Below are 26,528 nucleotides of genomic sequence, written 5' to 3'. Positions count from 1 at the left end.
AGGTCGAAACCTGCCGTTCCGCTACCGCCGCATCAGCCGGAAGGGGATGCCGGAGGCGAGCGCGCCGACATATTTGCGCTTCTGGTAGAGACCGTTCAGCGAGATACGCGGCAACGCCGTCGGCGCGTCGAAGGAACGGGGGGAGAGCGTGCCGGGCTCGGTGGTGACGGCGACGCGGAAGCCGAGCTCGGCGGCGAGCCTGTGCTCGCGCGGCGAGACGGCGGCGCGGTCGCCGTAGGGATAGGCGAAGGCCTCCGGCGGCCGGCCGGTGAGCGCGGCAACGCGCTCGGCCGATTCCGCCATCTCGCGGCGTGCCTCCCCGTCGCCGAGCATGGCGAGCGCGCGGTGGCTCACCGTATGCGCGCCGAGCGCGGCGAAGGGGTTGAGCGCGAGGCTCTTCAGCTCGGGCTCGCGCAGCACCAGCCGCTCGGTGATCATCCGCGGGTCGATGCCGTGCGCTTGCGCCGCCGCGTCGAGCTTTTCGACCGCCGCCGCCTCGTCGGGGCCCGAGCGGATGAAGGCGGCGAAGCGGTCGAAGGCGGCCTGCTTCTGGAAGGGCGTGGCGAGCGGCATCGTCACCGGGCCAGAGCCGAAGTCGAATTCGAGATGGGGGAGGGCGCGCAGCAGCTCCGCCAGCGTCTCCCACCAGAGGCCGTGCGTGCCGCAGGACAGGCCCGGCGCGACGAAGACGGTGAAGGGCACCTTCTGCCGCGTGAACACCGGCTGGGCATGGACCGCGTTGTTGCGGTAGCCGTCGTCGAGGGTGAAGGCGGCGAAGCGCTCGCCGGGACGGGCGACGGCCATGCGCGCCGGCATGTCGGCGAGCGCCACGAACTGGTAGCCTTCCGCGCGCAGATGCTCGATGGCCGCGTCGAGGAAGTCCGGGGTGATCTCCAGATGGGCGTTGGGATCGAAGGCGTGCGGGACCTTCGGGCGCACATGGTGCAGCGTGAAGATCGCCCCCTGGCCCCGCGCCGAGGTCATCAGGCCGGCGCGCTCGGCGAGGTGGGCGAACTCCAGCCCGCCGGTGATGACGGCGCGCTTCAGTCCCTGTCGCATGACGCTGCGGATCGGCATGGCGGCCCGGTCTTCCTTTTCGCTTCCCGCGGCCGTTATCGCATCCGGTTGGTATCCGAGCGGTTAACGGCGGCCTCCCCGCGGCGGGGCGGGGCGGCCTGCCTGCGCTGGAAGGTGAGGATGCGCACGACGTCCAGGATGATGGCGGTGATGCTGCCGGCCATGTCCGGCCCTCCCTGCGTTTGAACCGCATGGATTGTCCGCCCGCTTGCCTGCACGGTTCAAACGAGTTTATCGTCGGTTTCGGATGACTTGAGGTTATGCCATGAAGCGCGGACGGCTGCCTTTGACGGCGCTCAGGAGTTTCGAGGCGGCGGGCCGGCTCGGAAGCTTCACGCTGGCCGCCGACGAGCTTTTCGTCTCGCAGGCCGCCGTCAGCCGGCAGATCAAGGAACTGGAGGCCGAGATCGGCAAGCCGCTCTTCGAGCGGCGCCACCGCGCCGTGCGGCTGACGGCGGCGGGCACGGCGCTGCTCGGCACGGTCTCGCGCGCCTTCGATGCGATGGATGCCGGCCTCTCGGAAATCCGCGGGCGGCGCGGCGGCGGGCTGCTGGAAATCAGCGCCGAGCCCTCGTTCGCCGCCTGCTGGCTGGTGCCGCATCTCGACGATTTTCGCGCGGGATTTCCCGAGATCGACGTCGCGGTCGATTCCGACATGCGGCTCATCGAGTTCCGTGCGCACGAGGCCGAGATCGCCATCCGCCACGGCGCGCACGCCGGCGCCTGGCCGCGCGCGGAGGCCGATCACCTGATGGACGTGACGATGGTGCCGGTGATCGCGCCCGCTTTGCTGGCGGGCGGCCCCGCCCTGGAGGGACCGGCCGACCTGCTCGCCTACACGCTGCTGCACGAGGAAAACCGCAGCGTCTGGGAGCGCTGGTTTGCCGCCGCCGGTCTGCCGGATGCGCCGCTCGGCCGCGCGCAGATATTCGCCGAGGGCAACCTGGTGCTGCAGGCGGCGCTGCGCGGCCACGGCGTCGCGCTGGTCGATCTCTTCCTCGCGGCCGAGGACATCGCCGCAGGCCGCCTTGTCCAGCCGTTCGGCCTATCCGTCCGCCACGGCGCCTACTGGCTGGTGGCGCGCAGCTTCCGCCGCCTCTCGCCGCAGGCGCGCGCGTTCCGCGCCTGGCTGTTGCGGCGTCTCGGCGTGCCGGCCGGGTCCTAGGCGCTCAGGCTTTCGTGCCGCCGACCGTGATCTGGTCCATGCGCAGGTGCGGCTGGCCGACGCCGACCGGCACCCATTGGCCCGCCTTGCCGCAATTGCCGATGCCGGTATCGAGCTTCGTGTCGTTGCCGACCATGGTGACGCGCTTCATCGCGTCCGGCCCGTTGCCGATCAGCATCGCGCCCTTGACGGGCGCCGTCACCCTGCCGTCCTCGATGAGATAGGCCTCCGTGCAGCCGAAGACGAACTTGCCCGAGGTGATGTCGACCTGCCCGCCGCCGAAGGAGACGGCATAGAGGCCCTTCTTCACCGAGGCGATGATCTCTTCCGGCGTTTGGCTGCCGGACAGCATGTAGGTGTTGGTCATGCGCGGCATGGGGCGGTGGGCGTAGCCCTGCCTGCGGCCGTTGCCGGTCGCCGCCATGCCCATGAGGCGCGCGTTCTGCCGGTCCTGCATGTAGCCGACCAGCCTGCCGTCCTCGATCAGCACGTTGCAGGCGGACGGCGTGCCCTCGTCGTCGACGGTGATCGAGCCGCGGCGGTTGTCGATGGTGCCGTCGTCGACGACGGTGACGCCCTTCGCCGCCACCTGCTCGCCCATCAGGCCGGCGAAGGCGGAGGTCTTCTTGCGGTTGAAGTCGCCCTCCAGCCCGTGGCCGACCGCCTCGTGCAGCATCACGCCCGGCCAGCCGGAGGAGAGCACCACGTCCATCGTGCCCGCCGGCGCCTCGATCGCCTCCAGGTTGACGAGCGCCTGCCGCAGCGCCTCGTCGGCGCCCGTCCGCCAGCCTTCCGCCGTCAGGAAGTCGCCGAAGCCCGTGCGCCCGCCGATGCCGTAGCTGCCGGTCTCCTGCCGGTCGCCCTCGCCGACGACGACCGAGATGTTGAGCCGCGTCATCGGCCGGACGTCGCCGACGCGATGGCCGTCGGCGCGCAGGATGTTGACCACCTGCCAGCTCGCCGCGAGCGAGGCCGTCACCTGCCGCACCTTGGGGTCCCTGGCGCGCAGATAGGCATCGATTTCCGTCAGCAGCGCCACCTTCTCCTCGAAGCTGGGCGCGCCGATCGGGTTGTCCGGGCCGTAGAGCCGGCGGATCGTGCCCTGCGGCGCGTCCGCATAGGTGCCGGAACGGCCGCGCGCGACCGCGCCCGCCGCATCCGCCGCCCGCTTCAGCGCCGCGAGCGACAGTTCGCCCGAATGCGCATACCCCACCGCCTCGCCGGCGACGGCGCGCAGGCCGAAACCCTGGTCGGTGTTGAAGCTGCCGCCCTTGAGGCGGCCGTTGTCGAAGGAGAGCGTCTCGGCCTCGGCGTGCTCGACGAAGAGCTCGCCGTCGTCGGCGCCCGAAAGCGTCTCGCGCAGCACCGCCTGCACCGTCGCCTCGTCGGCGTCGAAGAGGGAGAGGAGATCGGTGTTCATGGGGCGGCTCCGCTGCTGCTTGATCGTTTTCCCCCATGTAGAGACGACGGCGGGGCAGGGCAAGTTCGCACGGCTGCGCGTTGCCTCGGCGGGGGCATCCGTGGTATCCATGTTACATGTAACGAAACCGGAGGACCGCCCATGGCCAGCACCGTCAGCGAGCGGGTGCGCAAGCGGCGCGACGCGCTTCGCGCCGCCGGCCTGCGCCCCGTGCAGATCTGGCTTCCCGACACGCGCACGCCCGGCTTCGCGGAGGAGTGCCGCCGCCAGGCGCGGCTCGTCGCCGAGGCGGAGATGTCGGACCGCGATCTCGCCGGCTTCCTCGACGCGGCGTTCACCGATCTCGACGGCCCGGATACGTGAAGCGCGGCGATCTCGTCACGGTGGCCGTGCCGGGCGATTTCGGCAAGCCGAGGCCGGCGCTCGTCGTGCAGTCCGACCTCTTCGCCGATGCGCCGACGGTGACGCTGCTGCTTCTGTCCAGCACGCTGCGCGATGCGCCGCGCCTGCGCATCGATGTCGCGCCCGATGCGGCGAATGGCTTGCGCCTGCCCTCGCAGGTCATGGTCGACAAGGTCGTGACGGTGCGGCGTGAAAGGATCGGTGCGGCCCTGGGCCGCCTGGACGAGGAGACGCTTGCGGCCGTTACCCGCGCCATGGCCTTGTTCCTGGGCCTTGCGGAGACCGCTCAGGGCAGGGCGTCGTAGCCGTCGCCGAAGCCCTTGAGGTCGACGGGGATGCCGATGCCTTCCTCGGGCGACTGGAAGACGATGAAGGTGGCGGTGGCGCCGGAGCGGAAGGTCTTCAGCAGTTCGTCCTCCAGCACCACCTCCGCATAGCAGCCGTCGGAGAAGCAGCGCACGAAATAGGCGCGCCCGATGTCCTTGCCGTCGACGTTGAGGCCGAGGCCGTTCGGCAGCAGCACGCCGAGCGGCGCGAGCACGCGGAGGATCTTCGCCTTGCGGTCGGCGGTCTTGAGGATGACGACGGAAAGGCCGAGCTCCGGCCGGTCCTCGGCGATGACGTTCTGCATCAGCGCGCACTGCTCGGCCGAGGCACCCGCCGGCTGGTCGCAGACGATCGACCAGGCGCCGTGGTTCGATTTCACCGTGCCGGGCTGCTGCGCCGCCGCCGGAGCGGAGAGCGCGGCGGTGCCGAGCGCCAGGACGGCAAGGCCGGATGCCGCCCGCGACAGCCTGGAAAGGGAGAGGAAACCCATGAAAACCTCGAAATCTCGAATCATCGCCGGTATCTTTGAATAGCCGGCGGCGAAATGAAAAGCCCCGGCCCCTCATTTCCGGTCGATTGTGGGCGGAATTTGGACCGCCGCCGCGCCGCGCGCCGCGCGCTTCCGGCCCTTTGCGGAGGGCGGTCCGGCAGCGGCGCGCGACGGCGTCCGCCGGCGGGCTCGCCCCGGTCAACCCATTCATGCTATAAGGAAATAGGAAGAAAATGTGGGAAGTGCGCGCGCGACTTGCCTTTGCGCAAAAATGCCGCACGGGCTCTCCCCCAATGCGGTTGCGGCGAGCATGAAACTGTGATTTTAAGCAGTCAGTATAGCAGGGATTCTGCGCATCTGTTTGATCCCGATCAAACACCTTGGGGAGATACGTTGTGAAAAACAAAGCCTATGCAGGTCTGGCCGCTCTCGGCTGTCTGCTCTTTGCTTCGACCGCCTTCGCCGACCAGCCGGTGGAGTGGCAGAAGGGGCTCCAGCCGGCCGCCACCTCCATCATGGAGGAGATTCGCTGGTTCGAGCAGTATACGCTCTGGTTCATCGTCCCGATCACGCTGTTCGTCCTGCTGCTGCTCATCATCGTCGTCGTGAAGTTCCGCGAGAGCGCGAACCCGGTTCCCTCCAAGACCAGCCACAACACGGCGATCGAGGTCGTCTGGACCCTCGGTCCGGTCATCGTTCTCCTCTTCCTCGCGGTTCCCTCCTTCCAGCTCCTGACCAAGCAGCTCGCCCCCACCGAGGAGCCCGAGCTGACCATCAAGGCCACCGGCTACCAGTGGTACTGGGGCTATGAGTACCAGGTCGGCGACAACCCGCTCTCCTTCGACAGCCTGCTCCTGCAGGAAGGCGACCGCGCGGCCGCCGGCAAGGAGGACAAGGCCGTCTATCCGCGCCTGCTCGCCGTCGACAACGAGGTCGTCGTGCCGGTCGGCAAGCATGTCCGCCTCCTCGTCACCGCCGGCGACGTGATCCACGCCTTCGCGATGCCCTCCTTCGGCGTGAAGATCGACGCCGTGCCGGGCCGCCTCAACGAGACCTGGTTCAAGGCCGACCGCGAAGGCCTGTTCTACGGCCAGTGTTCCGAGCTCTGCGGCAAGGACCATGCGTTCATGCCGATCGCCGTCCGCGTCGTCTCGCAGGAGAAGTTCGATACCTGGCTTGCGGCCGCCGCGACGAATGTCGGCGAGGCGAACAAGGCCCTGATGGCGTCTGTCGACGGTGCGGCGAAGTCCGTCGCCGTCGCCGAAAACGCCGCGCAGTAATTCCAAGGGAGCAAGATCCATGGCCGGAACATCCGCCGCTCACGGCGATCATCACGATCACCACGAACACAAGCCGCTCACCTTCTTCCAGCGTTGGTTCCTGTCGACCAACCACAAGGACATCGGCACCCTCTACCTGATCTTCGCCATCGTCGCCGGCCTCATCGGCGGCACGCTGTCGGTCTTCATGCGCATGGAGCTGCAGGAGCCGGGCATCCAGATCTTCCACGGCCTCGCGCAGATGGTCTACGGCTTCCAAGGCGATGCGGCCATCGACGGCGGCAAGCACATGTTCAACGTCTTCACGACGGCGCACGCGCTGATCATGATCTTCTTCATGGTCATGCCGGCGCTGATCGGCGGCTTCGCCAACTGGATGGTGCCGATCATGATCGGCGCGCCGGACATGGCCTTCCCGCGCATGAACAACATCTCGTTCTGGCTGATCGTCCCCGCCTTCCTGCTGACGCTCATGTCGATGTTCGTCGAGGGCCCGGCGGGCGCCTACGGCGTCGGCGGCGGCTGGACGCTCTATCCGCCGTTCTCGACGTCGGGACAGCCCGGGCCCGCCATGGACCTCGCGATCCTCGGCATCCACATCGCCGGCGCCTCCTCGATCCTCGGCGCGATCAACTTCATCACGACGATCCTCAACATGCGCGCGCCGGGCATGACGCTGCACAAGATGCCGCTCTTCGCCTGGTCCGTGCTGATCACCGCCTTCCTGCTGCTGCTCTCGCTGCCGGTGCTGGCGGGCGGCATCACCATGCTGCTCACCGACCGCAACTTCGGCACGACCTTCTTCGCGCCGGAAGGCGGCGGCGACCCGATCCTCTACCAGCATCTCTTCTGGTTCTTCGGTCACCCGGAAGTCTACATCCTGATCCTGCCCGGCTTCGGCATCGTCAGCCACATCGTCTCGACCTTCGCCCGCAAGCCGATCTTCGGCTATCTCGGCATGGCCTATGCCATGGTGGCGATCGGCGCCGTCGGCTTCGTCGTGTGGGCGCACCACATGTACACGGTCGGCATGTCGCTCGACACGCAGCGCTACTTCGTGTTCGCGACGATGGTCATCGCCATCCCGACGGGCATCAAGATCTTCTCCTGGATCGCGACGATGTGGGGCGGCTCGATCCGCTTCACCACGCCGATGGTCTGGGCGATCGGCTTCATCTTCCTGTTCACCGTCGGCGGCGTCACGGGCGTCCAACTCGCCAACGCCGGCCTCGACCGCGCGCTGCACGACACCTACTACGTGGTGGCCCACTTCCACTACGTGCTGTCGCTCGGCGCCGTCTTCGCCATCTTCGCGGCCTGGTACTACTGGTTCCCGAAGATGACCGGCTACATGTACTCGGAGTTCATCGGCAAGCTGCACTTCTGGGTCATGTTCGTCGGCGTGAACCTGATCTTCTTCCCGCAGCACTTCCTGGGGCTGGCCGGCATGCCGCGCCGCTACATCGACTATCCGGATGCGTTCGCGGGCTGGAACCTCGTCTCCTCCTACGGCTCCTACATCTCGGCCGTCGGCGTGCTGATCTTCCTCTACGGCGTCTTCGAGGCCTTCTCGAAGAAGCGCGTGGCGGGCGACAATCCCTGGGGCGAGGGCGCCAACACGCTGGAATGGCAGCTCTCCTCGCCGCCGCCGTTCCACCAGTGGGAACAGCTTCCGAAGATCAAGTGATCTTCGCGTGAACGACGGGGCCGCCGGAGACGGCGGCTCCGCCACAAGGATGAAGGGCCGGCGGAACCGGCCGACGAGCAAGACGGGTAAGCCATGGCGGTCATCGAACATTTTGAGGCGGAAAGCGGCGCGGGCGAGATCGCTCTCTCCGAAGCCACCGCGCGCGATTTCTTCGAGCTGCTGAAGCCGCGCGTGATGTCGCTCGTCGTCTTCACGGCGCTCGCCGGCCTCGTCGTCGCGCCGGGCACGATCAACCCGGTCCTCGGCCTCATCGCCATCCTCTGTATCGCCGTGGGCGCCGGCGCGTCCGGTGCCCTCAACATGTGGTACGACGCCGATATCGACGCGGTGATGTCGCGCACGGCGAGGCGTCCGATCCCCGCCGGCCGCATCCGGCCGGAAGAGGCGCTCGCCTTCGGGCTGACGCTCTCGGTCTTCTCCGTCGTCATCCTCGGCCTTGCGGTCAACTGGCTCTCGGCGGGCCTGCTCGCCTTCACCATCTTCTTCTACGCCGTCGTCTACACGATGTGGCTGAAGCGCTCGACGCCGCAGAACATCGTCATCGGCGGGGCCGCCGGCGCCTTCCCGCCGATGATCGGCTGGGCCTGTGTCACCGGCGGCGTCTCCATCGAGAGCGTCGTCCTCTTTCTCATCACCTTCCTGTGGACGCCGGCGCATTTCTGGGCGCTCGCGCTCTTCAAGATGCGCGACTACGACGCCGTCGGCGTGCCGATGCTGCCGAACGTGGCGGGCGAGGCGACGACCAAGGTGCAGATCCTCGCCTATGCCGTGCTGACGGCGGCGATCGCCGTCGTGCCGACCTTCCTCGGCTTCGCGAGCCTCGGCTACGGCGTCTTCGCCGCCGTGCTCGGCGCGGGCTTCGTCTGGTATTCGCTGGGCGTGCTCTTCATGCCGGAGGGCGACCGCGCCATGGTGCCGGCGAAGAAGCTCTTCGCCTTCTCCATCCTCTATCTCTTCGCGATCTTCTCGGGCCTGATGCTCGACCACCTGGTCGCCGCCTTCGGATGGGTGTCGTGATGGAAACCGTGAACCTCACCGAGAACCAGAAGAAGTCGCGCCGCGGCCGCAACGTCGCGCTCGCCGTCGTGCTCTTCGCCCTCGTCGTCCTGTTCTACGTGATCACGCTGGTGAAGTTCACCGGCGGAATAGCGGGCTGAGCCATGACGGAACCGCGGAAGATCGAGAAGAGCGGCATCAGCAACGGCGGGATCGTCGCCGTCTGCTGCGCCTTCGTCTTCGGCATGCTCGGCATGGCCTATGCGGCCGTGCCGCTCTACGACCTGTTCTGCAAGGTCACGGGCTACGGCGGCACGACGCAGCGCGTCGAGCAAGCCTCCGACGTCATCCTCGACCGCAAGATCAAGGTGCGCTTCGACGCCAACACCGCGCCGGGCCTCGCCTGGTCCTTCACGCCGGTGCAGCGCGAGGTGGAGCTTCGGATCGGCGAGACGGTGCAGGTGCTCTACAAGGCCCGCAATCTCGCCTCGACGCCGACCGCCGGCCAGGCGACGTTCAACGTCACGCCGGAGGCGGCGGGCGCCTATTTCAACAAGGTGGAGTGCTTCTGCTTCACCGAGACGGCGCTCAAGCCGGGCGAGGAGCTCGAGATGCCGGTCGTCTTCTTCGTCGACCCGGCGATCGTCGATCCGGTCGAGACGAAGGGCATCCACACGATCACGCTTTCCTACACCTTCTATCCGCATGCCGGCACGAAGCCCGTGGCCTCGGCCGTCGAGACGAAGGCGGGGAACGCAAACCAGCTTTGAAAAACAGACGTTTCCGGCTATGCCGGGAGCTGAAGCGATACATTCGGGGATAAGTCACATGGCCGATGCGCACCAGAAGAAACACGACTACCACATCATCGACCCCAGCCCGTGGCCGCTGCTCGCCTCGATCGGCGCCTTCGTGCTGGCGATCGGCGGCGTCGCCTACATGCGCTACCTGTCGGGCGGCTCGCTGCATCTCTTCGGCCTCGACCTCGCCACGCCGTGGATCTTCTTCATCGGCCTCCTGATCGTCCTCTACACCATGTACGGCTGGTGGGCCGACACGGTGAAGGAAGCGCATGAGGGACACCACACCCGCGTCGTCTCGCTGCACCTGCGCTACGGCATGATCATGTTCATCGCCTCCGAGGTGATGTTCTTCGTCGCCTGGTTCTGGGCCTTCTTCGACGCCAGCCTGTTCCCGGGCGAGGCGATCCAGGCCGCCCGCGTCGAGCACACCGGCGGCGTCTGGCCGCCGAAGGGCATCGAGGTGCTCGATCCCTGGCACCTGCCGCTCTACAACACGGTGATCCTGCTGCTCTCCGGCACCTGCGTGACCTGGGCGCACCACGCGCTGCTCCACAACGACCGCAAGGGCCTCGTCAACGGCCTGGCGCTGACCGTCGCGCTCGGCATCCTGTTCTCCTTCGTGCAGGCCTACGAGTATGCGCATGCGCCCTTCGCCTTCAAGGATTCGATCTACGGCGCGACCTTCTTCATGGCGACCGGCTTCCACGGCTTCCACGTGCTGGTGGGCACGATCTTCCTGATCGTCTGCCTCGTCCGCGCCATGCGCGGCGACTTCACGCCGAAGCAGCATTTCGGCTTCGAGGCGGCCGCCTGGTACTGGCACTTCGTCGACGTCGTCTGGCTCTTCCTCTTCTTCGCCATCTACATCTGGGGCGGCTGGGGCGCGCCGGTGCACGGCTGATTTCGCCGGCACGAAGGAACCGAACGGCCGCAGCGATGCGGCCGTTTGCTTTTGGGTTGGACGCGAAGGGGCGAGGCGGCTATACCGGCATCCGGATTTGCCCCTCATCCCCCTGCCGGGACCGTCTCTCCCCGTAAACGGGGAGAAGGAGGAAAACCGTGAGCCCATCGTTCCTCGCCCCGCCTGCGGAGAGAGGATGCCGGCAGGCAGGTGAGGGGCCCGCAACCGCACGAGGACGGATACCGATCATGGATGAGGACAAGGCGCTCTTTCCGCCGGTCGATCCCTTCAGCGCCGGCGCGCGCGGCCGCTGCCCGCGCTGCGGCGAGGGCCGGCTGTTCGACGGGCTGCTGAAGGTGAGGCCGGCCTGCAGCAATTGCGGGCTCGACTATTCCTTCGCCGATTCGGGCGACGGGCCGGTGGTCTTCGTTCTCCTGATCGTCGGCTTCATCGTCGTCGGCGCGGCGCTGTGGACGGAGGTCAACGTCAACCCGCCGCTCTGGGTGCATTTCATCATGTGGATACCGCTGACGATCGTCCTCGGCCTCACGGTGATGCGCGTGCTCAAGGGCGTGCTGATCGCGCTGCAATACCGCAACAACGCGCGGCCCGGCGAGATCGACCGTGGCTGAGGCACAGGCGGGCCGCCGGCCGGGCAGGGTGCGCACGACGCTTTCCGTCGCCCTGGTGCTCGCGGCGCTCGCCATCCTGCTGTCGCTCGGCACCTGGCAGGTGCAGCGGCTTTTCTGGAAGGAGGCGCTGCTCGCCGACATGGCGGAACGCCGCGTCGCGCCCCCGGCGCCGCTCGCCGAGATCGAGGCGATGGCGGCGCGCGGCGAGGACATCGAATACCGCCCGGTGACGGTCACCGGCACCTTCGCCAACGACCGCGAGCGGCATTTCTTCGCCACCTGGCGCGGCCGGACGGGCTACCACGTCTATACGCCGCTGGCGCTTGCCGACGGCCGCTTCCTCTTCGTCAACCGCGGTTTCGTGCCCTTCGAGGCGAAGGAGCCGGAGATGCGCAAGCAGGGGCAACTGACCGGCGTGCAGACGGTGACCGGGCTCGCCCGCGCGCGGCTCGCGGAAAAGCCGTCCTCGCTGGTGCCCGACAACGACCTCGCCAAGAACGTCTTCTACTGGAAGGACCTCGACGCGATGGCGGCGAGCACCGGGATTGGGCCCGACCGGCTGGTGCCCTTCTTCGTCGATGCCGGCGACGCGCCGAACCCGAAAGGCCTGCCGATCGGCGGCGTCACCCAGTTCGACCTGCCGAACAACCACCTGCAATACGCCGTCACCTGGTACGGGCTGGCGCTGGCGCTGGTGCTCGTCAGCGGCTTCTACGTCTTCCGGCGGCGTTCCTGAGGGCGGGAGCCTTTTCCTCGCGGCATTTTGTGGTAAACCCGGGGCGAACCGAAAGGACGGCGACGATCCGATGGACATGCAGGTGAAATCCCCCCTCACGATCCGGCTCTGCGGGCCGCGCGGCTTCTGCGCCGGCGTCGACCGGGCGATCCAGATCGTGGTGCTGGCGCTGAAGGCCTACGGCGCGCCGGTCTATGTCCGCCACGAGATCGTCCACAACCGCTATGTCGTCGAGGGCCTGGAGGCGAAGGGCGCGATCTTCGTCGAGGAGCTCGACGAGATTCCCGAGGAGCACCGCAAGCAGCCCGTCGTCTTCTCCGCCCACGGCGTGCCGAAGTCGGTGCCGGAGGATGCGCAGGCGCGCAACCTCTTCTATCTCGACGCGACCTGCCCGCTCGTCTCCAAGGTGCACAAGCAGGCGATGCGCCACCAGCGCCAGGGCCGCCACGTCGTGCTGATCGGTCATGCCGGCCACCCGGAGGTGATCGGCACCATGGGCCAGCTTCCGGAAGGCTCCGTCTCGCTGGTCGAGACCGTCGCCGACGCCGACGCCTACGTGCCGCCGGATCCGGACAATCTCGGCTACGTCACCCAGACGACGCTGTCGGTGGACGACACGGCCGGCGTCATCAAGCGCCTGCACGAGCGCTTCCCGAATCTCACGGCGCCCGCCGCCGATTCGATCTGCTACGCCACCACGAACCGGCAGGAGGCGGTGAAGCAGGCGGCGCCCGGCTGCGACCTCTTCCTCGTCGTCGGCGCGCCGAACTCGTCGAACTCCAAGCGCCTCGTCGAGGTGGCGCTGCGCGCCGGGGCGACGCGCTCCGTGCTCGTCCAGCGCGCCGCCGAGATCGACTGGGAGGCGATCGGCGCCATCCGCACCGTCGGCCTCTCCGCCGGCGCCTCGGCGCCCGAGGTTATCGTCAACGAGATCATCGAGGCCTTCCGCGCCCGCTACGACGCGAAGGTGGAGCTTGCCGACACCGTCGAGGAGAACGAGCACTTCCTCGTCAACCGGGAACTGCGCGCCATCGAACTCACCGCCGCCGACATGGCCTTCGTGAATGGCGAATAGTACGGTTCTCCTCGGGCGTCCGCCCCTCATCCCCCTGCCGGGACCTTCTCCCCGTAAACGGGGAGAAGGAGGAAGCCGGCGCGCCCATCCTTCCTCGCCCCGCTTGCGGGGAGAGGATGCCGACAGGCAGGTGAGGGGCCTGATCCCCATCAAACCTGTCCATACTATCCCAACCTGAGACCCGCCGTGGCCGTTTACACCGACATCACCGAGGACGACCTCGCCCGCTTCCTCACCGCCTACGACGCCGGCACGCTCACCTCCTACAAGGGCATCGCCGAGGGCGTCGAGAACTCCAATTTCCTCCTGCACACGACGAAGGGCGCCTTCATCCTGACGCTCTACGAGAAGCGCGTCGACCCGGGCGACCTGCCCTTCTTCCTCGGCCTGATGCACCATCTGGCGGAGAAGGGCCTGTCCTGCCCGCTGCCGCTGCCGAGGAACGACGGCGCGCTGCTCGGCGAGCTCTCCGGCCGCCCCGCCGCGATGATCTCCTTCCTCGAAGGCATGTGGCTGCGCAAGCCCGCGGCGAAGCATTGCCGCGAGGTCGGCCGGGCGCTCGCCGAGATGCATCTCGCCGGCGAGGGCTTTTCGCTCACCCGCCGCAACGCGCTCTCCGTCGACGGCTGGCGGCCGCTCTGGGAGAAGTCGGCCGGCCGCGCCGACGAGGTGGAGACGGGCCTGCAGGCGGAGATCGGCGGCGAGCTCGCCTTCCTCGAAGCCCGCTGGCCGAAGGACCTGCCGGCCGGCGTCATCCATGCCGACCTCTTCCCGGACAACGTCTTCTTCATCGGCGAACGGCTCTCCGGCCTGATCGACTTCTACTTTGCCTGCAACGACCTCCTCGCCTACGACGTCTCGATCTGCCTCAACGCCTGGTGCTTCGAGAAGGACGGCGCCTTCAACCTGACGAAGGGCATGGCGTTGCTGGCCGGCTACGAGAGCGTGCGGCCGCTGTCGGAGGCCGAGGCGGCGGCGCTGCCGCTGCTCTCCCGCGGCTCGGCGCTGCGCTTCTTCCTGACGCGGCTCTACGACTGGCTGACGACGCCGGAGGGCGCGCTGGTGGTGAAGAAGGACCCGCTCGAATATCTGCGCAAGCTGCGCTTCCACCGGCAGGTGGCGGGTCCGGCCGAATACGGGCTTGCGCGATGAAGCACGTCGACATCTTCACGGACGGGGCCTGCTCGGGCAATCCCGGCCCGGGCGGCTGGGGCGCGGTGCTGCGCTACGGCGAGGTCGAGAAGGAGCTTTCCGGCGGCGAGGCGCTGACGACCAACAACCGCATGGAGCTGACCGCCGCCGTCAGCGCGCTCACCGCGCTGAAGAGCCCCTGCGAGGTCGACCTCTACACGGACTCGAAATACGTCATGGACGGCATTTCGAAATGGATCCACGGCTGGAAGAAGAACGGCTGGAAGACGGCCGACAGGAAGCCGGTGAAGAACGGCGACCTCTGGCAGGCCCTCGACGAGGCCCGGCTGCGCCACAAGGTCGAGTGGCACTGGGTCCGCGGCCACGCCGGCCACCCGGAAAACGAACGCGCCGACGAGCTGGCGCGCGGGGGCATGGCGCCGTTCAAGGCAGGCAATAGGCAATAGGAATTAGGCAGTAGGAATCCGGAAAACCGGCTATCTTCCCTACTGCCTCACAGCTGCCCGATCATCGCAGCCGCCGCCGAGACGGTCGCCTGGCCGGGGCTTTCCTCTATGTTGAGCGTCTTCACCACGCCGTCGTCGACGAGCATGGAATAGCGCTTGGAGCGGACACCGAGGCCGCCGCCGGAGAGGTCGGCGTCGAGGCCGAGCGCCTTGGTGAAGGCGGCGTCCCAGTCGGCGATGAAGCGCAGCTTGCCGGCCGCCCCGGTGGAATTTGCCCAGGCGCCCATGACGTGATGGTCGTTGACCGCGACGACGACGATGTCGTCCACGCCCTTGGCGAGGATGGCGTCGCGGTTTTCAAGATAGCCCGGCAGGTGGTTCAGCGAGCAGGTCGGCGTGAAGGCGCCGGGCACGGCGAAGAGCACGACGCGCCGGCCCTTGAAGAGGTCGTTTGTGGAGACGTCGGCCGGGCCGTCCGGCGTGCGTTCCTTGAGCTTGAGGTCGGGCAGCTTGTCGCCAACGGCTATGGTCACGGGTCTCTCCCTTTTCTGGTGACGTGCGGGCAATATAGAGGCGGATCACTCGATCGCAAGCGGGGCTTCCATCGTGCGCGTGCCGATGCGCACGGCAAGGAGGACGGGCCCCGCCGCCGCGTCGAAGGCCTTCGGCCGGTAGAGCACCGGCACGTCGGCGACATAGGCTTCACCGTCGCGCCTTGCCGCGCCCGCCGGGCCGAACTGGATGTCGTCGGGACCCGAGACATAGACCTCCGGCGGCCCGCCGCCCTCCGGCGCGCGGAAGCGCACGGTGAGCGTCTTGCCGTCGGCCGACCAGCGGCCGGAGAGCGGCGCGAGGTCTTCGGCGGCGGCGGGCGGCAGCTTCGCCTCGGCGGCGGCGATCGCCGTCTCCTCCAGCGGGTTGGCGAAGGCTTCCTGCCGCGGGTCGACGCCAAGCTCCGCCTGCACGGGAATGCAGATCTCCTTGCACACGCCAAGGAAGACGGAGAGCGTCACCGGCCCGGAGACGTCCGTGAGCGTCAGCGGCAGGGCGACCGGCGCGTCGTAGCCGACATAGTGCAGCTCCGCGTCGCCGAGCCGCTTCGGCACGGGAAAGCGCACCGCCTCGAGCCTCGCCCCCGTCGCCGTCAGGGCCGGCGGGATGCCGGCGCCGCCGGGATCGCGCCAATAGGTCTTCCAGCCGTCGTGGAGGCGGATGTCGAGCATCGCCCGCACCCGGCCGGAGGCATCCGCCGGCAGCGCCACCAGCCGCACATCCCCGCCGGGCGTGGCGACCCATGCCGAGGCGGCGGCGAGCGCCGCGGGGGGCAGGAGGAGGAGCGGAACGAGGGCGGCGAGGGCCGTGCGGAAGCGCGTCATGCCGAAGGTCTAGCGCCGGCGCGGGCCGCTTTCCAGCGGCAAAGCGCCGGGAACGATCATAAATGCTTGATCGTCGGGGCGCAAAAAGAGAGCTTTTCATTTGCCGGCGAATTGGTAGGCTGGTGGGGCTATGGCTATTTCGGTGCTGAGAAACAGGCGCGAGCGCGGTTTCCTTGACGGTCACTTCCTGATCGCCATGCCGAACATGGCCGACACCAATTTCGCCCGCACGGTCGTCTATATCTGCGCCCATTCCGAGGACGGGGCGATGGGCTTCGTCATCAACCGGCCGCAGCCGCTGAGCTTTTCCGACGTGCTGCTGCACCTCCAGCTCGTCGGCGAGGAGGAGCTGATCCGCCTGCCGGGCGCCACGCGCGACTTCCCGATCCGCAGCGGCGGGCCGGTGGAGAGCGGCCGCGGCTTCGTGCTGCATTCGGACGACTACATGTCCGAATCGAGCATTCCCGTCAGCGACGACATCTGCCTCACGGCGACGCTCGACATCGTCAAGGCCATCACCCGCGGCCGCGGCCCCCGGCGCGGGCTGATGATGCTCGGCTATGCCGGCTGGGGCGCCGGCCAGATCGAGAGCGAGATCGGCGCGAACGGCTGGCTGACCTGCCCGGCGCAGGAGGAGCTGATCTTCGACACCAACCTCGACAGCAAGTACGAGCGGGCGCTGGCGCTGATGGGCGTCACCCCCGCCATGCTCTCCGCCGAGGCGGGGCACGCCTGACGCATTCACGCGGATTTTTTCCGCATCCCTGGAACTTGTCTCCCTCCGTCCCGTTTTCCGGCGGCATGAATGATCATGCGGTTCAGCAAGGGAGCAGAACGATGGGCAGCACCTCCGACAAGATCAAGGGCACCGCCAACGAGATGGCCGGCAAGGCCAAGCAGGCCGTCGGCAAGGCGACCGACAGCCCGAAGCTGCGCGCCGAGGGCGCCGGCCAGGAAGCCAAGGGCAAGACCCAGAAGGCCGTCGGCAAGGCCAAGGACGCGGTGAAGGGCGCCGTCGACCGGCTGTAAGCGGTCGGCGCTCGCGGCACGCTTACCCTCCCCTCGACGGGGAGGGTCGGACTGCCGGTCCGGGGTGGGGTGAAGCGGCATATCAAAATGCCGGCGGTTCATCCCCGCCCGCCGCTGCGCGGCGACCTCCCCATCGAGGGAGGCGGGCCGAAGCCGCCTTCCGGATGGGGGGATCGATGAAGCTCTTCACCTGCCGCACCTGCGGGCAGACCGTCCACTTCGACAACCGCCTCTGCGTCCGCTGCGGCGCCATGCTCGGTTTCGTCGCCGGGGACGTGACGCTGCACGCGCTCGTGCCGGCGGGCGAGGGCCTGTGGGCGCTGGCGCCGGGCGGGGGCGGCGCGCTCTACCGCTTCTGCGACAACGCCCTACACGGGGTCTGCAACTGGCTGGTGCCGGCCGACGGCCCGCACGCCTTCTGCGAGGCCTGCCGTCACAACCGCATCGTGCCCGTCACGGATCCGCGCGGCCTCGAACGCTGGCGTCGCATCGGCCTCGCCCAGCGCCATCTCTTCTATTCGCTGCTGCGCTGGAACCTGCCGCGCCCGACGCGCGAGGAGGATCCGGAGGGCGGCCTCGTCTTCGATTTCCTCGCCGACGAGCTGGACGAAAACGGCAACGTCGTTTCCGCCGCCATGACCGGCCACGAGGCGGGGCTGATCAGCCTGCGCGCGGCCGAAGCCGACGACGAGGTGCGCGAGAGCGTGCGCGTGTCGATGAACGAGCCCTACCGTTCGCTGCTCGGCCATTTCCGCCACGAGATCGGCCATTTCTACTGGCAGCGGCTGGTGCGCGACGAGGCGACGCTGGAGGAAGCCCGCCGCCTGTTCGGCGACGAGCGCGCGGATTACGCCGCGGCCCTCCGGCGCAACTACGACGAAGGCCCGCCCGCCGATTGGCAGCAGCATTTCATCAGCACCTACGCGAGCAGCCATCCGGCCGAGGATTTCGCCGAGTGCTGGGCGCATTTCTTCCACATCGTCGACACGCTGGAGACCGCCCGCGCCTTCGGCCTCGTCACCGACCCGAAGGGCCACGCGGAGCTGGAGGCCGAGGTGACCTTCGACCCCTACCGCGCCCCGGACGCCGCCCGCCTCGTCGAGGCCTGGATACCGCTCAGCGTCGCGCTCAACGCCATCCAGCGCTCGATGGGCCAGCCCGACAGCTACCCCTTCGTCCTGCCGCCGCCGGTGGTGGAGAAGCTGGATTTCATCAATCGGCTGGTGCATGAATCGGCGGAATGATGCTTGGAAAGCATAGCCCAATGGGTTATGTTCAATCATGCAGACGGTCGTCGAGCTTCCAACGTTCATCCGGCAGGCGGAGGCGATCTTCTCGCCGGAAGAGCGCACGGCGCTGATCGACTATCTTGCGGCATATCCGTTGATGGGAGACGAGATTCCCGGCACGGGCGGCGTTCGCAAGCTGCGCTTCTCAGCGGGCGGCAAGGGCAAGCGCGGCGGTGCGCGCGTGATCTATTACTGGTATGGCGATGAGGCACCGATCTACGCCCTGCTCGTCTATGCCAAGAGCGTTCGCACGGATCTGTCGCCTGCGGAGAAGAAGACGGTTGCTGCGATTGCGAAGGCGATAAAACAGCATCAGAGGAGCAAGTGATATGACAAAGAAGACGGCGTTTGGAAGCGAGCTTTCCCAAGCGTTGTCCGAGGCGCTTGCCCATGCCTCGGGCAGCCCCTTGCATGGCACGATCGTCCATACCGTCGACGCTGACGGCGTCGATCCCAAGGCCATTCGCAGGAACCTCAACCTGACGCAGGAGCAGATGGCGCGCTTCCTGGGAACGAGCGTTTCCGGTTACCGCAAATGGGAACAGGGACAGCGGCAACCGAGCGGCGCCGCCCGCACGCTCCTGCGCGTCATGGAGAAGGAACCCGAAGCCGTGCTTCGTGTCCTTGCCGCCTGACGCCGCCCCTCACGCCCGCTTCATCAGCGGAAACCGCTCCTTCAGCAGCCGCTGCACCGAATCGCAGCCGATCGGCGGGCCGAAGAGGTAGCTCTGGCCGTAGGCGCAGCCCATGTTGCCGAGCTCGATGGCGTCCTCCTCCGACTCGATGCCTTCCGCCACGACCTGCATGTCGAGCTCGCGCGCCATCGAGATGACGGAGCGCAGCAGCACCGTGCGCTTGTCCGAGCCGTCGCGCACCAGCGCCTTGTCGATCTTGATCGTGTCGAAGGGGAAGCGGGTGAGGTAGGAGAGCGAGGAATGGCCGGTGCCGAAATCGTCGAGCGCGAGGCCGAGGCCCGCCTCCTTCAGCTTGGTGAGGATCAGGCGGGCCTGTTCCGGGTTCTCCATCACGACCGATTCGGTGAGCTCCAGCTTCAGCTTCTCCGGCGCACAGTGGGTCTTCGCCAGCACCGCGCGGACATCGGTGTAGAGCTCGTTGTTGATGAGCTGGGCGCTCGACAGGTTGACGGAGACGAAGATCGGCAGCTCGCCCGTCTGCAGCTGCCAGTCCATCAGGTCGCTCGCCGCGCGGTCGAGCGCGAAGAGGCCGAGCTGGCCGATGAGGTCGGAGGATTCGGCGATCGGGATGAACTCGGCCGGCGAGATATTGCCGCGCTTCGGGTGGTCCCAGCGCATCAGCGCCTCGAAGCCGGCGATCTCGGCGTCGGAGAGCCGGACGATCGGCTGGTAGGCGAGCGACAGTTCCTTGCGCTCGATGGCGCGGCGCAGGTCCGTCTCGATCTGGAGACGGTCCGCGCCGAGCGTGCGGAAGGCGGGACGGAAGGGCTCCACGCGGTTGCCGCCGGCCTTCTTCGCCCGGTACATGGCAAGCTCGGCGTTGTTGAGGAGGCCCGCGGCGTCCTCCTGCTGGTCGACCCAGGAAACGAGGCCGATCGAGGCCGTCAGGATGATCTCGCGGCCGGCGAAGTTGATCGGCACCATGATCGCCTTGCTGACGGCGTCGGCGAAGTCGGCGACCTTGGCCGGGTCGCGCTCCGACATCAGGATCAGGCCGAACTGGTCGCCGGAAAGCCGCGCCAGCGTGTCCTGCGGCTTGAGCAGCCGGCGCAGCCGCCGCGTCAGCGCGATCAGGATATTGTCGCCGGCGGCGATGCCCAATGCGTCGTTCACCTGCTTGTAGCGGTCGATGTCGATGGTGAGCACGGTCGGGCGCACCTCTTCCGAGCTTCCCGTCAAGGACAGGATCGCCTGCAGCCGGTCGAGGAAGACCTGGCGGTTGGGAAGGCCGGTGAGGTTGTCGTGCAGCGCGTCCTGCAGCAGCCGGTCGACGGAATTGCGCTGCTCGGTGATGTCGATGATCGTGCCGACGCAGCGGATGACCTCGCCGTTGGCGCCGAGCACCGGCCGGGCGCGGATCGACAGCCAGTGGTAATGGCCGTCCTCGGCGCGCACGCGGAACTGGTGGTTGAGTCGCCCGCGGCGGTGTTCGAGCAGCACGTCGAGCGTCGCGCGGAAACGGTCGCGGTCGTCCGGATGGAGGCGCGGCAGCCAGTTCCTCGCCGGCCCGTGCATGACGCCGGGCGCAAGGCCGAGCTGGGTGGAGATGTCCGGAATGGTGACGACGCGGTCGCGCGCCACGTCCCAGTCCCAGACCGTGTCGCCGGAGCCCGTCAGCGCCAGCGACTGGCGTTCGAGGTCGGAGAACAGGCCCTGGCCGTAGGCGCCGCCGGCAAACGCGTGCTGCATCACCGTGAAGCCGATGAGCAGCACGATCAGCACCAGCCCGCCGCCGAGCGCCGGCTGGATGATGTCGTTGTTGAGCTGGCCCGTCACCGTCAGCCAGGCCCCGAACAGCCAGACGAGGATCAGCGCCCAGGCCGGCACCAGCAGGATCGCCCGGTCGTAGCGGTTGAAGCCGAGATAGGCGATCAGCACGATGCCGACCGAGCCGGTGAGCGCGAAGGAGAGCCGGGCGATGCCGGACGCGATCGGCGGGTCGTAGATCGCCACGCCGAAGAGCAGCGCAAGGCCGAGCACCCAGGCGAGCGTGGCGTAGGAGAGATGCGCGTGCCAGCGGTTGAGATTGAGATAGGTGAAGAGGAAGACGACGAGGCCGGCGGCGAGGAAGACCTCCGTTCCCGCCCGCCAGATCCGCTCGTCGCCGGCCGTGATGCTGATGAGCTTGGAGAGGAAGCCGAAATCGACGCAGATATAGCCGAGCACCGCCCAGGCGAGCGCCGCCGTCGCCGGCAGCATCGAGGTGCCCTTCACCACGAAGAGGATGGTGAGGAAGACGGCGAGCAGGCCGGCGATGCCGAGCACGATGCCGCGGTAGAGCGTGAAGGCGTTGACCGTGTCCTTGTAGGCGTCCGGCTCCCAGAGGTAGATCTGCGGCAGGTCGGGCGTGGCGAGCTCGGCGACGAAGGTAACGACGGAGCCGGGATTCAGCGTGATGCGGAAGACGTCCGCCTCGTCGCTCGGCTGCCGGTCGAGCGCAAAACCTTCGGACGGGGTGATGGAGAGGATGCGCTTCGCGCCGAGGTCCGGCCAGAACAGCTTCGACTGCACGAGGCGGAAATGCGGCGCGACGATCACCCGGTCGATCTGCTCCTCGGAGACGTTGGCGAGCGCGAAGACCGCCCAGTCGCCCTGATGCTCGGGGGAGGTGGCGCGCACCTCGATGCGCCGCACGATGCCGTCGGTGCCGGGCGCGGTCGAGACCTGGAAGGCCTCGCCCCGGCCGGTATAGATTTCCGTCGTCGCCGTCAGGTCGAGCGCGGTGTCGTCGCGCGAGATCCGGACCGGCTCGACCGCGTGCGCCAGGCCCGAAAGCGCGCCGACGAGCAGCATGGCCGCCAGAAGGACGAGCGCGAGCAGCCGGCCGGCGGGCGGCGTTTGCGGCAGGCGGGAAAAGATCATGGAAACTGCATTGCCCTTGGCTGTCCTCACCCGGCCGCGTCCGTCTGCATCACGCTTGTCTGCGGCCCCGGCCGTGCGTCGGCCGCAAGCAGCGAATACATGACGTGGTCGCGCCACTCCCCGTTTATCTTCAGATACTCCCTGAGGTAGCCTTCGCGCCGAAAGCCGGCCTTTTCAAGGAGGCGTATGCTTCTCGTGTTGTCTGGAATACAGGCTGCCTCGATACGGTGCAACTGAAGGCTGGAAAAGATGTAGGGAATAACCAGTTTGAGCGCCGCGAACATGTGGCCCTTGCCGGCGTGGCGCTCGCCCATCCAGTAGCCGATCATGCAGCATTGCGCGGCACCCCGGCGGATATAGCCGACGGTGAGGCCGCCGAGCAGCACGTTGTCCGACCGGGAGAAGAGGAGGAGGGGAACGGCCTGACCCGAGGCGTATTCCTGCTCGTTGCGCGTGACCCGGGCGCGAAACGCGCTCTCGCTCAGCTCGTCGCCGCGCCAGGTCGGCTCCCAGGGTTCGAGGAAGCGCCGGCTCTCCGAGCGCAGCGCCGACCATTGCCGGTAGTCCTGGTAGCGGGGCAGGCGGAGGAAATGCGCTTCGCCGGCAAGCTCGACGGATTCGGACTGCCGCGACAGGAACCGAAAAACCGACCTCGCCATCAAATCCTCCGCACGGGCATGCCTGCGCCGAGACTATGCCGGTATGTGTGACGGCGTCAAATGGAGGAAATGGCCTACCCCTCTGGTCCGCCGGGCATCTCCCCCTCGAGCAGGGCTATCGCATATGGAGTTCCGAGGGTGCCGCCTGTCCCTTCTCCCCGGCGGGGAGAAGGTCGCGGCAGCGGGATGAGGGGGAACGCCGAAGGCGTGCCCAACCCCCTCATCCGACCCTTCGGGCCACCTTCTCCCCGCCGGGGAGAAGGAGGAACCGGCAGCGTCGAGCCATATTCGACAATCCCCCTTGAGAGGGAGATGGCCGGCAGCCAGAGGGGGGTATCACGAATGCCGCGCAGCCGTTATCCCGCCGCCCGCTGCGCCTCCGTCCCGCGCGACAGGGAGCGCGTGATGTCGCCGGCGGGCACGAGCTGGTCCAGCGGGCCGATCGCCGAAAGGGTGGGCACTGTGTCGAAGAAGAGCCGGCCGGCGAGATCGGTCAGCCGCTCGGTGGTGATGCCGGCGAGCCGCTCCATCAGTTCCTCGTTGGGGATCGGCCGGCCGTAGAGCATCATCTGCCGGGCGATCTGGCCGGCGCGGGCGGCCGGGCTTTCCTGGCCCATCAGCAGCTGCGCGCGGATCTGCGCCCGCGCCCGCTCGATCTCCTGCTGGTCGATACGGTCGGAGGCCCTGCGCAGTTCCTCGAAGATGACGGGCATCAACTCCGGCAGGTTCTCGCCGCCGGTCGCCGCATGGATGCCGAAGATGCCGGTGTCGGAGAAGCCCCAGTGGAAGGCGTAGATCGAGTAGCAGAGGCCGCGGTGCTCGCGTACCTCCTGGAAGAGGCGCGAGGACATGCCGCCGCCGAGGATGTTGGCGAGGATCTGCGAACAGTAGAAGTCGCGGGCATGATAGGCCTTGCCCTCGAAGCCGAGGAGGACCTGCGCGTCCATCAGGTCGCGCGTCTCGCGCACGTCGCCGCCCGAATAGCGCGCGGCCTCGAAGACCGGCGGCGCGCTCGGCGCGACCGGCAGCGAGGCGAAGCGCTGTTCGACCTGGCGCACGAACTCGTCGTGCTCGACGGCGCCCGCCGCCACCACGAACATGCGGTCCGTCGTGTAGTTGCGCGACAGATAGGTGCGGATCTCGCCGGGCGAGAAGGAGAGCACCGTCTCCGGCGTGCCGAGGATGGCCCGGCCGATCGTCTGGCCGCGATAGGCGGTCTCGGAGAACTTGTCGAAGACGACGTCGTCGGGCGTGTCGTTGGCCGCGCCGATCTCCTGCAGGATGACGTGCTTCTCGCGGCGCAGCTCCTCCTCGTCGAAGACGGACTCGGTGAGGATGTCGGCGAGGATGTCGACGGCCAGCGGCACGTGGTCCTTCAGCACGCGGGCGTAGTAGGAGGTGGTCTCGGTGGAGGTGGCGGCGTTGACCTCGCCGCCGACGTTCTCGATCTCCTCGGCGATCTCGCGGGCGGAGCGGCGTGCCGTGCCCTTGAAGGCCATGTGCTCGAGGAGGTGGGCGATGCCGTGCTCGTCCGTGGTTTCGTTGCGCGATCCCGACTTGATCCAGACCCCGAGAGCCACGCTCTCCAGATGGGGCATCGTTTCCGTCACCACGGTCAACCCGGATTGAAGCCGGGTGCACTCAACTCTCATCTTCCGCACTTTCCGCGCTTCCTAGCCCCGGACCCGCGAATGGTCGCCGATGAAGGCTTCCACGTTGTCGAGCTTTGCTTCCAGGACGTCGAACCGCTCCTCCCTTTGCATCAGATCAGCAAGCCACGTCGGAAGCGCCGGGTCAATACCGCTCGCGGATTTTACTGCGGCGGGGAATTTCGCCGGATGGGCGGTCGCGAGCGTCACCATCGGCGCACCCGGCTTCTCGTGCTTCGCCGCCACGAAGACGCCGATCGCCGAATGCGGGTCGAGCAGGTAGCCGGTCGAGGCGAGCGTCTCGCGGATCGTCGCGGCGACCTGCTTTTCCGAGGCGCGGCCGGCCCGGAACTCCCTGCGGATCGCCTTCAGCGCGCCTTCGCCGATCTCGAAGGCGCCGGATTGCCTCAGGCCGTCCATCGCGCGGCGCACCGCGCCCGCGTCGCGCCCGTGCGCCTCGAAGAGCAGCCGCTCGAAGTTGGAGGAGATCTGGATGTCCATCGACGGCGAGGTGGTGGCCTTGACGTCGCGCATCTCGTAGCGGCCGGTCTTCAGCGTGCGGGCGAGGATGTCGTTCTCGTTGGTGGCGATCACCAGCCTGTCGATCGAAAGCCCCATGCGCTTGGCGGCGTAGCCGGCGAAGATGTCGCCGAAATTGCCGGTCGGCACGGTGAACGAGATCTTGCGGTCCGGCGCGCCCAGCGTCACGGCGCTCGTGAAGTAGTAGACGATCTGGGCCATGATGCGCGCCCAGTTGATCGAGTTGACGCCGGAGAGCTTCATCCGGTCGCGGAACGACTGGTCGTTGAACATCGCCTTCACGAGGTTCTGGCAGTCGTCGAAATTGCCTTTCACGGCGATGGCGTGCACGTTCTTCGCCGTCGAGGTCGTCATCTGCCGCTGCTGCACCGGCGAGACCTTGCCCTGCGGGAAAAGGATGAAGATGTCGGTGCGCTCGCGGCCCGCAAAGGCATCGATGGCCGCGCCGCCGGTGTCGCCGGAGGTCGCGCCGACGATGGTCGCGCGCTCGCCGCGGGCGGCCAGCGCATGGTCCATCAGCCGGGCGAGGAGCTGCATCGCCACGTCCTTGAAGGCGAGCGTCGTGCCGTGGAAGAGCTCCAGCACGAAGGCGTTCGGCCCGGTCTGCACCAGCGGCGCCACCGCCGGATGGCGGAACGTGGCATAGGCCTCGTCGATCATCGCCCGGAACTCCTCCGGCGCGATGTCGCCCTCGACGAAGGGCGACAGCACCGTGAAGGCGATCTCCTGGTAGGATTTTCCGCGGAGCTGCCGGATCTCCTTCTTCGAGAAGACCGGCCATTCGCGCGGCACGTAGAGGCCGCCGTCGCGGGCGAGCCCGGCGAGAAGCGCATCGGAGAAACCGAGGGAAGGGGCCTCGCCCCGCGTCGAAACATAGTCCACGAGCACAAATCCTTGGAATATCGCGCAGGCGCGCCGGAAATTCTGCGGGCGGTTCCATTCGACAATCGATTTTTCGCCGCGCCGCTGCTATAGACCATCGCCCGGGGTCGTGAAAAGGCCCGCCACACCACATCCGAAAGGCCCGCGCACCCGCGGCGCGGCCTGATCGAGGGGTATCAGTAACGTGTTTGGAATGACGACCCGCCAAGAGCAATCGCAGCAGAAGTCCGCAGCCGTTTCGCGTCCGCGATTGCGTGGAACCCTCGCCGGCCTCTCCCTCCTGGCGATCCTCGCCGGCTGCAACCAGACGGACAACAGCGCGAATCTCGGCGTCTCCAGCGACGCGGCTGCCACCGGCGACCAGCCCGCCGCGGCCCAGCAGCAGGCCGCCGTCATCCAGGGCGGCTGCCCGCAGGTCTTCCTGCGCGACGGCACGGCGGTCTACCGCAAATATGCGAAAGGCGCGAAGGACGATCCGGAGAAGCTGCTCTTCCAGGCGACGCTTGCCGACACGACGCGCCGCTGCGTCTTGAACGAGAGCCAGCTCGTCGTCACGGTCATGGCGCAGGGCCGCATTGTCACGGGTCCCGCCGGCACGCCCGGCACCGTGACCATGCCGATCCGCGTCGCCGCCACCGACGGCACGCAGACGCTCTATTCGCAGCTCGTCCAGTTCGAGGCGACGATCCCGGCCGATTCCGGCACCGGCCAGTTCATCTTCAGCCACGCCAACATCCCGCTGCCCGGCGGTTCCGGCAACTTCACCAAGCTCTACATGGGGTTCGACGAGGGGCCGTATAATACGAAGTGAGATGAGCGAATAGCGAGTGGCGAATAGCGAATAGGGTTGACGACAGAAACGGTTTCCCCGATCTCGCTATTCGCTATTCGCTATTCGCTATTCGCTATTCGCTATTCGCTATTCGCTATTCGCTAT

General features: G+C 67.7%; 30 protein-coding genes. 20 read left to right on the top strand and 10 right to left on the bottom strand.

Annotated elements, in window-relative coordinates:
- Window positions 1-21: 21 nt before the first annotated feature.
- Both NNZ72_RS20545 and NNZ72_RS20540 read right to left on the bottom strand, forming a co-directional pair.
- Complete coding sequence (locus NNZ72_RS20545; protein WP_257317450.1) at window positions 22-1,077, bottom strand: polysaccharide deacetylase family protein; 1,056 nt, start codon at window positions 1,075-1,077, stop codon at window positions 22-24.
- 35 nt (window positions 1,078-1,112) lie between these two features.
- Window positions 1,113-1,241 (bottom strand): hypothetical protein, encoded by a 129-nt coding sequence (locus NNZ72_RS20540; protein WP_257317448.1) that lies wholly within the window; start codon window positions 1,239-1,241, stop codon window positions 1,113-1,115.
- A gap of 101 nt (window positions 1,242-1,342) precedes the next feature.
- On the opposite strand from NNZ72_RS20540, the gene NNZ72_RS20535 reads away from it, so the two are divergent.
- On the top strand, window positions 1,343-2,242 hold the full coding sequence (locus tag NNZ72_RS20535) for a LysR substrate-binding domain-containing protein (protein ID WP_257317447.1): 900 nt from the start codon (window positions 1,343-1,345) through the stop codon (window positions 2,240-2,242).
- 4 nt (window positions 2,243-2,246) lie between these two features.
- Here the strand turns inward: NNZ72_RS20535 and tldD are convergent, their stop codons facing one another.
- The gene (gene tldD, locus NNZ72_RS20530) at window positions 2,247-3,662 is read right to left on the bottom strand and encodes a metalloprotease TldD (protein WP_257317446.1); all 1,416 of its coding nucleotides are present in this window, start codon (window positions 3,660-3,662) and stop codon (window positions 2,247-2,249) included.
- A 141-nt stretch (window positions 3,663-3,803) separates the two neighbouring features.
- On the opposite strand from tldD, the gene NNZ72_RS20525 reads away from it, so the two are divergent.
- On the top strand, window positions 3,804-4,025 hold the full coding sequence (locus NNZ72_RS20525) for an antitoxin MazE family protein (protein WP_257317445.1): 222 nt from the start codon (window positions 3,804-3,806) through the stop codon (window positions 4,023-4,025).
- Window positions 4,022-4,369 carry a type II toxin-antitoxin system PemK/MazF family toxin gene (locus NNZ72_RS20520; protein WP_257317444.1) on the top strand — a complete coding sequence of 116 codons (348 nt, stop codon included), beginning with the start codon at window positions 4,022-4,024 and terminating at the stop codon, window positions 4,367-4,369. Before NNZ72_RS20525 ends, NNZ72_RS20520 begins: the two co-directional genes overlap by 4 nt.
- Here the strand turns inward: NNZ72_RS20520 and NNZ72_RS20515 are convergent.
- A complete protein-coding gene (locus tag NNZ72_RS20515) occupies window positions 4,351-4,881 on the bottom strand; it encodes an invasion associated locus B family protein (RefSeq protein WP_257317443.1) in 531 nt (176 codons plus the stop codon). The genes NNZ72_RS20520 and NNZ72_RS20515 overlap by 19 nt on opposite strands.
- A 395-nt stretch (window positions 4,882-5,276) precedes the next feature.
- Here NNZ72_RS20515 and coxB point away from each other — a divergent pair, with 395 nt between their 5' ends.
- The 11 genes from coxB (at window position 5,277) to rnhA (ending at window position 14,610) form a co-directional block, all read left to right on the top strand.
- On the top strand, window positions 5,277-6,161 hold the full coding sequence (coxB, locus tag NNZ72_RS20510; protein WP_257317442.1) for a cytochrome c oxidase subunit II: 885 nt from the start codon (window positions 5,277-5,279) through the stop codon (window positions 6,159-6,161).
- A 19-nt stretch (window positions 6,162-6,180) separates the two neighbouring features.
- Window positions 6,181-7,848, top strand: a complete 1,668-nt coding sequence (ctaD, locus tag NNZ72_RS20505; RefSeq protein ID WP_257317441.1) for a cytochrome c oxidase subunit I — start codon at window positions 6,181-6,183, stop codon at window positions 7,846-7,848.
- A 93-nt stretch (window positions 7,849-7,941) separates the two neighbouring features.
- Window positions 7,942-8,886, top strand: a complete 945-nt coding sequence (locus tag NNZ72_RS20500; RefSeq protein ID WP_257317440.1) for a heme o synthase — start codon at window positions 7,942-7,944, stop codon at window positions 8,884-8,886.
- Window positions 8,886-9,026, top strand: coding sequence for a cytochrome c oxidase system small membrane protein (locus NNZ72_RS20495; RefSeq protein WP_257317439.1), 141 nt, complete (start codon window positions 8,886-8,888; stop codon window positions 9,024-9,026). Before NNZ72_RS20500 ends, NNZ72_RS20495 begins: the two co-directional genes overlap by 1 nt.
- A gap of 3 nt (window positions 9,027-9,029) precedes the next feature.
- The gene (locus NNZ72_RS20490; RefSeq protein WP_257317438.1) at window positions 9,030-9,635 is read left to right on the top strand and encodes a cytochrome c oxidase assembly protein; all 606 of its coding nucleotides are present in this window, start codon (window positions 9,030-9,032) and stop codon (window positions 9,633-9,635) included.
- 58 nt (window positions 9,636-9,693) lie between these two features.
- On the top strand, window positions 9,694-10,569 hold the full coding sequence (locus NNZ72_RS20485) for a cytochrome c oxidase subunit 3 (protein WP_257317437.1): 876 nt from the start codon (window positions 9,694-9,696) through the stop codon (window positions 10,567-10,569).
- Between the two features lie 248 nt (window positions 10,570-10,817).
- Complete coding sequence (locus NNZ72_RS20480; protein WP_257317436.1) at window positions 10,818-11,201, top strand: DUF983 domain-containing protein; 384 nt, start codon at window positions 10,818-10,820, stop codon at window positions 11,199-11,201.
- Window positions 11,194-11,937 (top strand): SURF1 family protein, encoded by a 744-nt coding sequence (locus NNZ72_RS20475; RefSeq protein WP_257317434.1) that lies wholly within the window; start codon window positions 11,194-11,196, stop codon window positions 11,935-11,937. The genes NNZ72_RS20480 and NNZ72_RS20475 overlap by 8 nt, the downstream gene beginning before the upstream one ends.
- An 82-nt stretch (window positions 11,938-12,019) precedes the next feature.
- Complete coding sequence (gene ispH / locus NNZ72_RS20470) at window positions 12,020-13,012, top strand: 4-hydroxy-3-methylbut-2-enyl diphosphate reductase (protein ID WP_371747795.1); 993 nt, start codon at window positions 12,020-12,022, stop codon at window positions 13,010-13,012.
- A 186-nt stretch (window positions 13,013-13,198) separates the two neighbouring features.
- Entirely contained in the window at window positions 13,199-14,164 is a 966-nt protein-coding gene (locus NNZ72_RS20465) for a homoserine kinase (RefSeq protein ID WP_257317432.1), read from the top strand.
- Entirely contained in the window at window positions 14,161-14,610 is a 450-nt protein-coding gene (gene rnhA, locus NNZ72_RS20460) for a ribonuclease HI (protein ID WP_257317431.1), read from the top strand. Before NNZ72_RS20465 ends, rnhA begins: the two co-directional genes overlap by 4 nt.
- 47 nt (window positions 14,611-14,657) lie before the next feature.
- Here the strand turns inward: rnhA and NNZ72_RS20455 are convergent, their stop codons facing one another.
- A complete protein-coding gene (locus tag NNZ72_RS20455) occupies window positions 14,658-15,143 on the bottom strand; it encodes a peroxiredoxin (protein WP_257317430.1) in 486 nt (161 codons plus the stop codon).
- Between the two features lie 45 nt (window positions 15,144-15,188).
- Window positions 15,189-15,986 carry a protein-disulfide reductase DsbD domain-containing protein gene (locus NNZ72_RS20450; RefSeq protein ID WP_257317429.1) on the bottom strand — a complete coding sequence of 266 codons (798 nt, stop codon included), beginning with the start codon at window positions 15,984-15,986 and terminating at the stop codon, window positions 15,189-15,191.
- Between the two features lie 130 nt (window positions 15,987-16,116).
- Between NNZ72_RS20450 and NNZ72_RS20445 the strand changes: the two genes are divergently transcribed.
- The 5 genes from NNZ72_RS20445 to NNZ72_RS20425 all read left to right on the top strand — a co-directional run bounded on the left by NNZ72_RS20445 (window position 16,117) and on the right by NNZ72_RS20425 (window position 18,939).
- The gene (locus tag NNZ72_RS20445; protein WP_257317428.1) at window positions 16,117-16,722 is read left to right on the top strand and encodes a YqgE/AlgH family protein; all 606 of its coding nucleotides are present in this window, start codon (window positions 16,117-16,119) and stop codon (window positions 16,720-16,722) included.
- A gap of 101 nt (window positions 16,723-16,823) precedes the next feature.
- Window positions 16,824-17,015 (top strand): CsbD family protein, encoded by a 192-nt coding sequence (locus NNZ72_RS20440; RefSeq protein ID WP_257317427.1) that lies wholly within the window; start codon window positions 16,824-16,826, stop codon window positions 17,013-17,015.
- A gap of 176 nt (window positions 17,016-17,191) precedes the next feature.
- Entirely contained in the window at window positions 17,192-18,259 is a 1,068-nt protein-coding gene (locus NNZ72_RS20435; RefSeq protein WP_257317426.1) for a zinc-binding metallopeptidase family protein, read from the top strand.
- Between the two features lie 37 nt (window positions 18,260-18,296).
- Window positions 18,297-18,632, top strand: a complete 336-nt coding sequence (locus NNZ72_RS20430) for a type II toxin-antitoxin system RelE/ParE family toxin (RefSeq protein ID WP_257317425.1) — start codon at window positions 18,297-18,299, stop codon at window positions 18,630-18,632.
- 1 nt (window position 18,633) lies between these two features.
- On the top strand, window positions 18,634-18,939 hold the full coding sequence (locus NNZ72_RS20425; protein ID WP_257317424.1) for a helix-turn-helix domain-containing protein: 306 nt from the start codon (window positions 18,634-18,636) through the stop codon (window positions 18,937-18,939).
- Window positions 18,940-18,948: 9 nt separating this feature from the next.
- Here NNZ72_RS20425 and NNZ72_RS20420 read toward each other — a convergent pair whose 3' ends face one another.
- From NNZ72_RS20420 to thrC, 4 genes are all read right to left on the bottom strand, one after another.
- The gene (locus tag NNZ72_RS20420; RefSeq protein ID WP_371747797.1) at window positions 18,949-21,792 is read right to left on the bottom strand and encodes an EAL domain-containing protein; all 2,844 of its coding nucleotides are present in this window, start codon (window positions 21,790-21,792) and stop codon (window positions 18,949-18,951) included.
- Window positions 21,793-21,887: 95 nt separating this feature from the next.
- Entirely contained in the window at window positions 21,888-22,520 is a 633-nt protein-coding gene (locus NNZ72_RS20415) for a GNAT family N-acetyltransferase (RefSeq protein ID WP_257317422.1), read from the bottom strand.
- A 356-nt stretch (window positions 22,521-22,876) separates the two neighbouring features.
- Window positions 22,877-24,172 (bottom strand): M16 family metallopeptidase, encoded by a 1,296-nt coding sequence (locus tag NNZ72_RS20410; protein ID WP_257317421.1) that lies wholly within the window; start codon window positions 24,170-24,172, stop codon window positions 22,877-22,879.
- Window positions 24,173-24,193: 21 nt separating this feature from the next.
- Window positions 24,194-25,591, bottom strand: a complete 1,398-nt coding sequence (gene thrC / locus NNZ72_RS20405) for a threonine synthase (protein ID WP_257317420.1) — start codon at window positions 25,589-25,591, stop codon at window positions 24,194-24,196.
- Between the two features lie 193 nt (window positions 25,592-25,784).
- Between thrC and NNZ72_RS20400 the strand changes: the two genes are divergently transcribed.
- Window positions 25,785-26,402 carry a hypothetical protein gene (locus NNZ72_RS20400; protein ID WP_257317419.1) on the top strand — a complete coding sequence of 206 codons (618 nt, stop codon included), beginning with the start codon at window positions 25,785-25,787 and terminating at the stop codon, window positions 26,400-26,402.
- Window positions 26,403-26,528: the final 126 nt, after the last annotated feature.

The sequence above is a fragment of the Shinella pollutisoli genome (assembly GCF_024609765.1).
Lineage (GTDB): Bacteria > Pseudomonadota > Alphaproteobacteria > Rhizobiales > Rhizobiaceae > Shinella > Shinella pollutisoli.
The sequence above is the reverse complement of the archived record's forward strand: the minus strand, read 5'-3'. Positions and strand labels throughout refer to the sequence as shown.